Genomic DNA, 12,051 nt, shown 5'->3' with positions numbered 1-12,051 from the left:
GATTCCCTGGGTTCCTCAGTTTCTTTTGGCCACGCCGAGCAGGTCAGCCTTGGCGTGGGATTCGCTGTCAATCTGCTCTAGCCCCAAAGACTGACGCAACTGCGCCGGACTCACTCCAAGACGTTGCTTGAAGGTGGTCGCCATGTGCGCCTGGGAGTTGAAACCGCAGGCGTAGGCGATTTCCGTCAGGGTGGCGGTCGAATCGCGCATCAGGGCACGGGCCTTGGCGAGGCGTCGGTCGATCAGGTAGCTGTGCGGGCTTTTGCCGGTGGCGTTTTTGAAGGCCCGCATGAAATACCCTTCGGACAATCCAAGCAGGCCCGCCATCGCCGGTACGCTCAACGGGTCTTCGAGGCCTGCATCAATGAACTCATCGAGCAAGCGCATCCGGCTGCCGGTTATCGAGCCATGGGGTGTTGTCGACACCGCTTCGCTACCCGTCGCCCGTTCGGACAATGCCAGTGCCCAGGCCTCCCAATCGTCCTCCACAGAGGACAGCAACAGCGCGGCACGCATACGCCACGCGAGAGCCGTGGCCTGCCGGTCGATGCGATTGTTGAAGGCACGATCCCCCATCAACGCCATGGCATCGGTGCGAATCACCCGCAAGTATTCACCGCCCTGGGGGGATTCGGACAACACGTCACACCCGGCGGGGACGAACGCCAGGCCGTTGGGCACGGCATCGAAGGGGCGTATTCGGTCGCTGCCGATGGCGTGCAGGCCTCGCTGGCTGTCGAAGGCGAAGCCGATTCCCGCCTGGGTCGCGACATAGCGGGTCGCGTAGGCGCAGCCGGGGAGCAATTCGATTGCCCAAGGGCCGGCCTCGATACGACGGACCGGTTCGGACAAGCGTGGTGGCGGCGGGCGATTTCGATGACTCATGGACACCATAGTAGTGAAGAGGAGGGACAAAAGTCAGGTCAGTTTTTTGAAAGCCGGAGTACTGCGCCGTTGTTCAGACTGGGCAAAACCTCAGGGGGACCTCTCATGCACACACTGACTCGCGACGATATCGAACAAGCTGCTCGCCACGTTTACCAGGTCATGCCCGCCACAGCCCAGTACCCTTGGCCCTTGCTGGCTCAGCGGTTGGGTTGCACGGTGTGGGTCAAGCACGAAAATCACACGCCTACCGGTGCCTTCAAAGTGCGCGGCGGTATCACGTTCATGCACTGGCTCAAGCGCGAGCACCCGGGCGCGAAGGGCATTGTCAGCGCTACCCGCGGCAACCATGGCCAGAGCCTGGCACTGGCGGCTCGCACACTGGGTTTGCAGGCGTTGATCGTCGTGCCGGAAGGTAACTCGGTAGAAAAGAACAACGCCATGCGCGGCTTTGGCGCTGAAGTGGTCGAGTATGGCCGCGACTTCGATGATGCCCGTGAAGAGGCTGCCCGTCTGGCGCACGCGCAGGACCTGTTCCTGGTTCCGCCGTTTCACACCGAGCTGGTCAAAGGCGTCGCCACTTATGCGCTGGAGCTGTTCAACGCAGCACCGGACCTGGATACCGTTTATGTACCGATTGGCTGTGGATCGGGGATTTGCGGGGTGATCGCCGCCCGCGATGCGCTGGGTCTGGAAACCGAAGTGGTTGGCGTGGTTTCCACGCAGGCGGCGGCTGCACAGCTATCGTTTGACGCTGGCGCAATTCGCGAAACCGCCTCGGCCAACACCTTTGCCGACGGCCTTGCCGTGCGCAAGCCGATTCCTGAAGCCTTTGCCGTCTACGCGGCAGGTGCTGCGCGGATCGTATCGGTCAGCGATGACCAGATCGCCGAAGCCATGCGCGTGTATTACACCGATACCCATAACCTTGCCGAAGGGGCCGGTGCGTCGGCGTTGGCAGCGCTCATCTCGGAGCGTGAAGCCATGTCGGGAAGAAGGGTGGGGGTGATTCTCTCCGGTGGCAACGTCGACAGATCGGTGTATGCGCAAGTGATTGCGTGAAAAGGGCCATGACCCTGGTCACATAAATTTGAAATGCACGGCATTGCTCGACAGAATCACGCCCGATCCGGCCCAAGTCGCCGGACGTTAGTGGTGAAAAGGGGCCGCAGTTGAACGAACAGACATTGTCCATGCGCCTGGAGCGCGTTGCCGCCTATGTGCCAGCCGGTGCGCGCCTGGCCGATATCGGCTCGGATCACGGCTACCTGCCGGTGGCCTTGATGCGCCGTGGCGCCATTGCGGCGGCGGTGGCCGGCGAGGTGGCGTTGACTCCGTTCCACGCTGCCAACCGCACCGTGCGCGAGAACGGCCTGGACTCGCAAATCACCGTGCGCCTGGCCAACGGCCTGGCGGCGATCGAGCCGGGAGACGGGATTACAGCGGTCAGCATCTGCGGCATGGGCGGCGAAACCATCCGTGACATCCTCGACAGTGGCAAGGCGTACCTGAGCGGTCAGGAGCGCCTGATCCTGCAGCCCAACGGCGGCGAGCAGCCACTGCGCCAATGGCTGATGGACAATGGCTATCGCATCCTCTGCGAGGAAGTGCTGCGGGAAAATCGTTTCGACTACGAAATTATCGTCGCTGAACGCGCAGGGCCGGTGATCTACACCGCCCGGGAGCTGTACTTCGGCCCGTTGCAGATGCAGACCCGCAGCCCGGCGTTCCTGGTCAAGTGGCAGCGCAAGTTGCGCCAGAAACAGAAGACCCTGAGCCACTTTGCCCAGGCGCCGCAGGCCGTGCCGGAGGAGACGGTGCAGGACATCGCTCGGCAGGCCCGGTGGATCACCCAATTGCTGGCTTGAGCAAGCCTGGGGCACCGCTCAAAAAGAACCTCGATTCAGCGTGGGTGTGGCTGAGTCGAACGAGACGCGTCGACGGCCCCTTCAGGTGACTCGAATTTGCCGGTGACCAGTAGGCAATTTTCGCCATTGGTCGGGGCTGGCGACGAAAGTTCAGCGCAATAGCGGGTTTTTTTTCGGTATGCATGGTGAAGCGATTCAGCACCGTAGCTATGCAGGTTTCCGCCAGGAAAACAGGTACCTCCAGGTGTTGGATTTAGTACCGTTTGTCGAGCGTGCTGCTCAAAAAGTGAACGATTTTGATATGCTTCGCTCTGATTTACCGGCAGGCGGATCCTTTGACAGTTCGCGCTGCACTCACTAATAAAATGGACGTATACCTCATCTGCATTGAATGGAATGCGCATGGGGATTTTTTTTACCTGAGACCTGGAGTGATAGTATGTCGTCATCACTGACTTGCTGGGCGAGTCGCTCTCTCTTGTAATACCAAATTATTTAGTCGATTCAATCAATGCGAACTTGATCGTGCAGGCGCAATTAATTAATTAATTAATTCGCATGCCTGGGGCATGGTCAATTTGCACTGCCGCAATAAGTGGAGATGTAATCTTGGATATTAGTACAATTATCGGCCTGATCGGCCAGAAAGAATCCATGGAGTTTTTGCGTTTAGGCGTTGTGTACGTTCACCTGTTGGCTTGCTGCGTAGCTATTGGCCTGGTGTTTGCCAGCGACGCGGCAATGGTAAAGGACTTATTGAAAGGTCGCGTGTCGTCGGGGCACGATAATGAACATATGGCCAGTCTTCAGAAGTCTGTTTCCAATGCGTTGATCTTCTTGTGGGTCACCGGAGCTGCGATTATAGGTATTGATTACCTTGAAAAAGGCATGACCTATTTTGCCAATCCGAAACTTCAAGCAAAAGTTATTATTGTATTGTTGCTGACGTTCAACGGCATGCTGTTGCACCGCTATGTATTGCCGGCAATGCTGAAGGCCGGTTCGCTGCTTGATCTACAGATCAATGTGCGAATGTTTGCCCTGTTCTCTGGCGCACTGTCGGGCGTGTCCTGGTTGTATGCCGCCATGCTCGGTGTCGGTCGACCGCTGGCCTGGAAGTATTCGCTCACCGAGTTGCTGATGGCCTATCCGGTGTTGATCGTGCTCGGCTTTGCGATGATGGTGGCGCTGACCCAGTGGGCGCGTAAGCGCAACGAAGCAACTCCGGTTCAAGAAACTTCGTGGTTGTTTGCGGGTATTCCTGCGCTGCGCTGAACTGACGAGACTCCAGGAAAAGACGGGGGAACCTGTCTGAACCTTTCAAACATCAGACCCCCTCCTTGTGAGGGGGTTTTTTGTGTGTGGGGCTCAGGAAATCAAAGAACCGGCTCGAATGGCCGGTTTTTTTTCGAATGAAAAACGTCCATTTCACTTCAGCGCCAAAGCGTTGATCGTCATGGGTGAAAGCGATCCGATGCGCGTAACCGGGGGCTCCGGAGGGCCGGACGGTGAGAAGCCCATCATCCTTTCCGCAAGGGAGAGGGTAGCGAGGTTGATCTCGCGTCTACCGCTCATCGGCAAGGCACAAAATAAACTTTGACATCATTGGGGCTTTGGTTGAATATTCATCCATCGCATACGATTTAATTGATAGCGATTAAAGATAACGACAACCCCTGCCGTTTGGAGACTCAGCCATGAACACCGGAAGCCGCCGCACAATGTTTATCTCAACCGCTCACGCTTCCCATGGCCAAAACGGCAACAACTGGATCATTGCACACGCCAATTGATGAACGTTGTCTTTTTAAATGTCATAAATATCGCATGCGATACAATCGCACGAAAGATCAAATCCTGAGGAAGTCCCCATGAGCAAGATCGAAAAAGTACTGGCAACCGGCAAAACCCACACCACCCACAGCGGTGTCGGCGGTCACAACGGCAACCTCGATATCGAACTGTCGTCACCGGGTTCCGCCCAGCCGGCCCACGTCTTTACCGCTACACAGCCGCACCCGAAAGCCGAGCAACTGTTTGCCGGTGCCTGGTCTGCCTGCTACACCGCGGCAGTGGGGCTGGTGGCCCAGGAGCGCAATATCGTGTTGCCGGCGGATATGGCCGTCGACATCGAAGTGGACCTGGGCCAGACTGGTCTGGCCTATTTCCTTCAGGCCCGACTGACCCTGCGAGTGCCAGGGCTGGCACAGAATGTCGCGACCGAACTGGCGCACATTGCCGATTCCATCTGCCCTTACTCCAAAGCCACACGCGGCAATATCGACGTTGCCCTGAACGTTATTACGGCGTGATGCCTGGATGCGTCACTAATATCGCATGCGATAAAAGCGTGCACGAACATAACTCACTGTAATCCTGAGGGAATCATCATGAGCAAGATCGAAAAAGTACTGGCCAGCGGCAAAACCCACACCACTCATAACAGCGCGGGCAACACCTCGCGCGGTCACAACGGCAACCTCGATATCGTGCTGTCGTCCCCCGGCAGCGATACACCGGCACACGTGCTCACCGCCGTCCAGCCGCACCCGAAAGCCGAGCAACTGTTCGCCGGAGCCTGGTCGGCCTGCTACATCGCAGCGGTGGGGCTGGCCGCCCAACAGATGAAGGTGACACTGCCGACCGACACCGCCGTCGACATTGAAGTGGACCTGGGCCAGACCGGCGCGGCTTACTTCCTCCAGGCCCGACTGACCTTGCGGGTGCCGGGGCTGGACCAGGGGGTGGCGACCGAGTTGGCCCACAACGCCGATGCAATCTGCCCTTACTCCAAGGCCACACGCGGCAACATTGATGTCGACATCAACGTCCTGACGGCATAACCCACTGCACGGCCAGCTCACCGGGGATTTCTCCGGTGAGCTGGCCGTCGGCGTTTATACGCACTTCCGATACCATCGCGTACGACGTATAGTTTCGGTCTCGCAAGATTGAGCCAGGAGAACGCCCATGAAAAACACCGACAAGACATCCGCCCTGGATCTCAAACTCACCGACTTCCTGTGTTTTGCGGTCTATTCCACCAACCTGGCCTTCGGCAAGGCCTACAAGCCGATGCTCGAGCGGCTCGGCCTGACCTATACGCAATACATCACCCTCGTTGCGCTGTGGGAGGAAGACAACCAGACCGTTGGCAGCCTCGGCGAAAAGCTGTTTCTCGAATCCAATACCCTCACGCCGATTCTGAAGAAGTTGGAAGCGATGGGTTATTTAATGCGCCAGCGCGACCCGGAAGACGAACGCCAGGTGCGGATCAGTCTGACCAAAGAGGGGCGAAAACTGCGCGAAGGTCTCACCGAAGACGGCTTCCCGCAAACCGGTCTTGATCCCGACGACTTCGTGCAGATGCAGAAGGCCATTGTGAAGTTACGGGGCAATCTCATTCGGTCGACCAAGGACAGAGAGTAAGTCGTATCGAGTAAAGTGAGTGGCCCCGGATTTGCGAGGCGCACCCCGCAGAGAAACCCTGGCCCTCCCGTCTGACACCCCCCGATTCGGAGTGAGCCCCCCACTAATGGGGGCTTTTGCTCAGCGGTATTCGCATGTTCATTAACCGGTTACTTCAATCGCTGGCCAATGTTTGCGGATCTTTCAGGTCACCACGCCTATTTAATACAACGCTGGCAGAGTAATTGCTGAGTGAGCTTGTCCCGTTCATGCAAGGTGCAGGGCCGGGATGCTGTGGAGCTGTCAGTACTCCATTGAGTGATTGCCTGTAGCCATCGGTTTGCATCACGAAGTAGCCCTGGCTTCTCAATACCGGGCTTACTCAATAGAAGTACTGCAGTCATCCTCTGCAACCGTCCAGGGGAAATGCTTATGAGCCACTCCAGACATACGTGTGCGCAGGTAGCACTGCACCGGTTGTGCTTTCTAACCTGCCTGCTGACGGTAACGCTGGTGGCGGCTGACGAACTTCAGGGCGATGACAATCAAAACAATGAGAAGTGGCTGGAGCCGGCACGCTCCAGGCTCATGCATGTGATTGGCGCGATGCCGTTCTTTCCGCATCGGGCCAATACCACCGGCAACCTGGTCTTGAATGTGAAGGACTTCGACAATGCCCAGGTCTGTGGCGCTTGCCATACGGAGATCTACAGGCAGTGGCGCTCGTCGATGATGTCCCAGGCCTGGGATGAGCCCATCTATCGGGCCTTGCTCAAGCGTGCGAGCGCGGCCACCGAGGGCAAGGTCGATAACTTCTGCACCGGCTGCCATACCCCGATCGGTCTCACCACCGGGCAGATCACTTCGCAAGTCAACCGCTCCTCGATTGAAGACAGTGCGAAGAATCATCCGATGCCCGGGGTCGATTGCGAGACCTGCCACAACATCAGTGCCCGCACGGGCCTCGATAACGGCGCCTATGTTCTGAGCCCGCGAGCGCACGGCAAACCGACCAAGTTCGGCCCGCGCAAGGATGCCGTTTCGCCTTATCACGACACCGTGTATTCCGCTCTGCACACGCGCTCGGACTTTTGCGGCACCTGCCACAACGTCACGCACCCGTTCAGCAGCGTGGCGGTGGAGCGCACTTATGACGAATGGCAGGAGAGCACCTACAGCCTTAACAATGTGACCTGCCAGAGTTGCCACATGCCGGGCTTTGCGGGCAAGGCCGCGATCATGGGGCCAGACCGTAAGGAGGTGGCCTCGCATTGGTTCAGCGGAGCCAACGCGACGATGCTCAAGCATCTTGGTCAGGAGGAGGGCGCGCAACGCGCACGCGACATGCTCGCGCGCGCGGCGCAAATAACGTTCCAGCAACTGCCGGCCGCCATCATTCCCGGACAATACGCCTCGGTAGCCGTCAAAGTGACCAACGTCGGCGCCGGGCACAAGCTGCCAACCGGTTTTCCGGAGGGGCGGGAGATGTGGATCGATTTTCGGGTGCAGGATGCCAGTGGTCGCGAGCTCTATCGCCTGGGTTCGATCAAGGACGGCAAGACCGAAGTCAACACGCGAAATTTCAAAGTGCACATAGGCGACAAGAACGGCAATCCGTTGGACGTCGAGGTCTGGAATGCCACGCAGATACTCTCGGACAATCGCATTCTGCCCAAGGGCTACAATATCGGGGAGTTCTCCTTCCTGGTGCCGGCCGACGCTGTCGGACCGCTGACCCTGACAGCCGATCTGAACTACTGGCCGTTTTCCCAGAAGCTGGCCGACTATCTGCTCGGCAAGGATAAGCTGCAGGTGGAAATCACCCGGATGGCCAATGTCACGCAGAGCGTACCCCTGTCGACCGGATCCGATACGGCGAAGCGGGCGATACCCGCGAAGTTGAAACTCGACGACGCTAGCGCTTACTACAAAGAATGAACATGTCATTACCATCGTCGAACAGGTAACGCGTCACGGACAGCCACTGCATCCAGTAACTCGCGCTATAGCAAATGGGTCTTGTGGGGCTGGTAACTGCGCAGCAAATCAACATGCAGACTGTGGTGGCCCAGTCCCCGTCGAAGTCTGCCAACCATGTCCGCACCGTCGACTTTCAAGCCGGCCTGGCGCAGGCACACCTCAACCAGGATGTGCCCACGCTCGGTCAACTTCACCGCATTGCTCAGATAGTTGAGCAGAGACGCCGCTAGCCTTTGCCTCCGCTAACACCGCTGCCGCTACTACCGCTACCGCTACCGCTGCCACTGCCACTGCCACTGCTATCTTCCTGGTTATTGTCGACCTCGACCTGTGGTCCCACACCATCTCCCGTACGGAATGTCGGTAACGCAACCGAGGCCACGAATCTCACGCCGTCCCAGCTTGGCAATGGAGTGGGCATCAATTGGAACTGGCCCGGGTGCTCAGAGTCCCAGCGCAGCAGCATCGACGTGTCCTCATGCTGTGTGTTGTGGCAGTGCTCCATGTAGGTACCGGCAAACTCACGGATGCGGATGGCCATTTCGACATTGTCGAGGCTCTCAGGATGACGGCCTATATTGTAGATATCTTTGCGCGCCCCTTTTTCCCATTCGGGTGGTGTCTTGCCACCTCGAGTGAGAATGATCCCTTCCTCGAAGTGCACATGCACCGGGTGACTCCAGCCATTGCCGCCGTTCTCGATCTTCCAGATTTCCAGCGTGCCTTCACCCTTGAACCATGCCGGTGTCGGGCCAGTGGCCAGTTGTGGCGCGGCTGAAATCCGGCGCGGGTCCATGTTGAAGCCTTCGCCGCCATCGGTCTTGATCGTCCAGGGCTTGAAATCCGTGCCGTTGGAGCGGCCAAAGATAAAGGTGCGGTGCCGCGCCTGGGCAAGCCGGGCGATATCGGCAGGGTCATCACGGTGCAAGGGCAGGGGGATCATGAACTTGCCCTCGGGCTTGCCAGGCTTGGCGGGCTCGAAGTCGACCGGATTCATGCTGACATCCTGGCCGGTGTAAGGCTGGACGTTCAGTTGCATGAACACGCCCACGCCCGGGTCACCGTTGACCCACTGTGGCCCGTGGCTGGTTTGCCTGACAACGGGCAGGTACTTCCCGGAGAGTACATCCGCCAATGGAATGTCACGTTCGGGACGCTTGCCGTTTTCATGCTCCTCGATGTTGACGAAGAAAATCCTGTCGCCCGGCTTGATGCCGTTTTTCGCGAAGTCGACGACGATGTCATAGCGTTCGGCAATGCCCTGTATCGGCAAAATGGCATTGTGGTCCTGTGTGTCGCCGTCGCCATCGAGGTCCAGGCTGCCATCGAACGGCACTGCGTGCTCCATGATATTGCCGTCGTTGGCAATCATGTGGAACGGCACCCGGTTGTATGAAACCCCGGAGCTTTTCGGGCCAGGAAACTCGCCACCATTACCATTGACCTGACGCACCAACGCCAGCTTGAAGTAGCGAGAAACCGATCCGTTGAGAATGCGCAAACGGTAGCGGCGGGCACGCACGTCCAGGAAGGGCTTGTACTCCCAGTTGGTCAGGACCTGATCACCGAGAAAACCGTCGGTATTGAAGGGGTTGAACCACAACTGGCCGGCCTTGTCCCAGGCCTTGTCGGCGATCGTCAGGTTGACGTCATAGTCGCGGTTACCCCACCCCAGCCCCGAACCGCTGGGCAGGCGCAGGTTGACCCCGTCGTCGACCGACTCGTTGCCACGATCCACGGCGCTGTAGTAGTTCATCATCGTGGCGTTGCCCTTGTAGACATTCTGCGCGGTGAAATCGAGCATGTGGTCGTGGAACCAGTGGGTGCTCATGGTTTCGCGCCAGTCGCCACGGATCTTGATGGTGCCGCGGTCGCAGGTCTTGAAGCCGGGGTTGGCGTCGTTGACGAAAAGCTTTTCACCGGGGTCGCACGGGAACGCCGCACGCGGATCCTGAGCGCTGGTATTGATGCTGTCGTAACCGGCCAACTGGATCGGCCAGCGGTAGTCGTAGTACTGGCCCGGGAAGAAGAACGCGTTGGCAAAGCCATCGCTTTCCGCGGGCGAGTGGCCGTTATGCTCGTGGGTGGAGATGGTGTGCAGGCCAAAGCCCCGGTTGGCCGATGGGTCAATGGGCAAGGCATCGTAATGACGCATCAGCATCGCCTGGCCATAGCGTACTTGCAGCAGTTTGGGCGGAAAGGTGCCGTCGAATGTCCACAGCGCATTATGGTCCTGGACAGGGAAGTTGTCGTGAAATTGCACTTGTATGCCCTTGGTTGTGCCCTCGTTGGCCGGGTTGCCGCTGGTGTTGTGATAGAGCCCGCCTGGCGCAAATTCCCCCACGGCGTAGTTATGCCGCTGCATACGATCACGCAAGCCGCTGTTGACGTGCGCGCCTGCTTGCACAGTCTTGAAGGCGTTGCGCGGGAAAAACTCATTGAAACGCTGGTGCGACCAACCTTTTCCCGGTGGCCGGCCTTCTGCGGGCGAATCGACTCGGCGATTGAGGAAATCCTCGATCTGCGCCTTCCACGGGTTGCGGTCCAGTACATTGGAGAACTCTGTCGGGAAGGGCGTCAAAGCTGGCTGCCTGAGAAAGGCATCCAGCGCAGCCGGCGACGGGCCGCTACGCGCCACCTTCAAGGGATCCTGCGCCGGTGCGGGGCCCAGCGTCGGAACCGGAAACGGAACAGGTGATGGAGGGTCGGCCGCATCCAGTTTGTTCGAGCCGAACTCCTCGAAAAGCTCGAGCTTCTGTGTGAACGGTTGAACCCCGAACACCGGGCTGGCATTACCGTTAGTGGGGATATTGAAGCTGGGTTGCAGATCGGGTGGCAGCACATTGTCGACCAAGGGGGTCTGGCGGTTACCGGCCACACCATTGGGTAAGTCGAAGGCGCCGACGTTTGCGGGAGGCTGCTTGAGCAAGTCCCTCAATGCGGCATTGGGGTCGGCGGGCGGATTGGTGAACGCCGATGGGTCGGTAGGAGGCGGGGGATCGGTGTTGTCGAGGGGGACTGCCTGGGTCTGGGACAAGCCCAGCCCCAACATGATCGCGGCAGCAGAGATACTCAGCGCCAGCCTGGTTTTGGACAAAAGACTAGGATTCAACCTTCCGGTATCCAGTTTCATCGCAAACACCTCTGACGGGTTCCTCGGAGCGTGGCAATAGATGAGCAACGAGCCACGGCTCCTGGCCCGGCTGGCGAAATGTTTGATTTCGAGCCGGGATGGGAACGATGCAAATTTCCCGCCGAAAGTGACAGGAGGTGACTAATGGCTCTACGCCACGCCCCCCTTGTCCGCGGGCTTCAAACTGGCGTATGAGCAGCCAGGATGAATACCCCGATGACGGGGAATATCCCCCAATAAAGGGTGCGATTGTGCGGGGTGTCTGGGCCAGGAGAAGTGGCTGTTTTCTGAATGTATCGATGACCGGTTGCTTTCATTCGTCCCGACTTCATCGGTGCCCGCTGTTGGCCGAAGTGACTAGTGCGTGAGGGCAGGGATACTGACCACTGGACCTGGGTATCGTTTTGCTGCCCGAGGGCATCGCTGAGCAAGACCTGATCAATGGAAAGCTGCTTAAGGTCTTGCCTCAATGGCACGCCACTTCAGTTTCAGTGTATGCGCTGACCGAGACGCGCCTGTTGCCGGCGAAAACCCAGCGCTTCATCGAGTTTTTGCGCGATCAACTGGAGGGCGCATAAGCGTCCGTGCCATGAGTAACTGTGGAGAGACAGTCGGGGGCTCCGGTTAAACCCCCGTATTTGTTGGCCTAAGTCCGTTCCTGAAGCAGGCCATGGCATGTCATTACGGACTGTCACCAAGGCGACAATCGTTTTTTCACCTTCAGACTTCGTTAAGAAATGCCTTTGATACTTCTCCCCAATTGATCCGGGGGAGATG

General features: G+C 58.4%; 10 protein-coding genes and 1 pseudogene. 9 read left to right on the top strand and 2 right to left on the bottom strand.

Translation table 11 applies throughout. From position 1 onward, the window contains the following. Positions 1–15 precede the first annotated feature (15 nt). Positions 16–894 (bottom strand): helix-turn-helix transcriptional regulator, encoded by an 879-nt coding sequence (locus PSJE_RS03300; RefSeq protein WP_224795403.1) that lies wholly within the window; start codon positions 892–894, stop codon positions 16–18. Between the two features lie 96 nt (positions 895–990). On the opposite strand from PSJE_RS03300, the gene PSJE_RS03295 reads away from it, so the two are divergent. The 8 genes from PSJE_RS03295 to PSJE_RS03260 all read left to right on the top strand — a co-directional run bounded on the left by PSJE_RS03295 (position 991) and on the right by PSJE_RS03260 (position 8,099). Further along, a complete protein-coding gene (locus PSJE_RS03295) occupies positions 991–1,947 on the top strand; it encodes a threonine dehydratase (protein WP_090455115.1) in 957 nt (318 codons plus the stop codon). Between the two features lie 110 nt (positions 1,948–2,057). Then, on the top strand, positions 2,058–2,753 hold the full coding sequence (locus PSJE_RS03290) for a tRNA (adenine(22)-N(1))-methyltransferase (RefSeq protein ID WP_280523318.1): 696 nt from the start codon (positions 2,058–2,060) through the stop codon (positions 2,751–2,753). A 654-nt stretch (positions 2,754–3,407) separates the two neighbouring features. Continuing rightward, positions 3,408–4,028, top strand: a complete 621-nt coding sequence (locus PSJE_RS03285; protein ID WP_057716608.1) for a hypothetical protein — start codon at positions 3,408–3,410, stop codon at positions 4,026–4,028. Positions 4,029–4,146: 118 nt separating this feature from the next. Beyond that, positions 4,147–4,353: a hypothetical protein gene (locus PSJE_RS03280; RefSeq protein ID WP_090455117.1), complete on the top strand. Its 207-nt coding sequence runs from the start codon at positions 4,147–4,149 to the stop codon at positions 4,351–4,353. Positions 4,354–4,624: 271 nt separating this feature from the next. Next, entirely contained in the window at positions 4,625–5,065 is a 441-nt protein-coding gene (locus tag PSJE_RS03275; RefSeq protein ID WP_090455118.1) for an Ohr family peroxiredoxin, read from the top strand. 78 nt (positions 5,066–5,143) lie between these two features. Beyond that, positions 5,144–5,596 (top strand): Ohr family peroxiredoxin, encoded by a 453-nt coding sequence (locus tag PSJE_RS03270; protein ID WP_057714894.1) that lies wholly within the window; start codon positions 5,144–5,146, stop codon positions 5,594–5,596. A gap of 127 nt (positions 5,597–5,723) precedes the next feature. Continuing rightward, a complete protein-coding gene (locus PSJE_RS03265) occupies positions 5,724–6,182 on the top strand; it encodes a MarR family winged helix-turn-helix transcriptional regulator (RefSeq protein WP_057714893.1) in 459 nt (152 codons plus the stop codon). 411 nt (positions 6,183–6,593) lie between these two features. After that, on the top strand, positions 6,594–8,099 hold the full coding sequence (locus PSJE_RS03260) for a multiheme c-type cytochrome (RefSeq protein ID WP_090455119.1): 1,506 nt from the start codon (positions 6,594–6,596) through the stop codon (positions 8,097–8,099). 268 nt (positions 8,100–8,367) lie between these two features. On the opposite strand, the gene PSJE_RS03250 is transcribed toward PSJE_RS03260, so the two are convergent. Beyond that, positions 8,368–11,193, bottom strand: coding sequence for a multicopper oxidase domain-containing protein (locus PSJE_RS03250; protein ID WP_224795402.1), 2,826 nt, complete (start codon positions 11,191–11,193; stop codon positions 8,368–8,370). Positions 11,194–11,660: 467 nt separating this feature from the next. Between PSJE_RS03250 and PSJE_RS03245 the strand changes: the two are divergent. Next, positions 11,661–11,852 (top strand): annotated as a pseudogene (locus PSJE_RS03245) (LysR substrate-binding domain-containing protein); the annotation flags it as partial. Between the last annotated feature and the right edge of the window lie 199 nt (positions 11,853–12,051).

The organism is Pseudomonas jessenii (genome assembly GCF_002236115.1).
In the GTDB taxonomy this organism is placed as follows: Bacteria; Pseudomonadota; Gammaproteobacteria; order Pseudomonadales; family Pseudomonadaceae; genus Aquipseudomonas; species Aquipseudomonas jessenii.
Note: the sequence above shows the minus strand (reverse complement) of the source record. Positions and strands in the feature narration are given on the sequence as shown.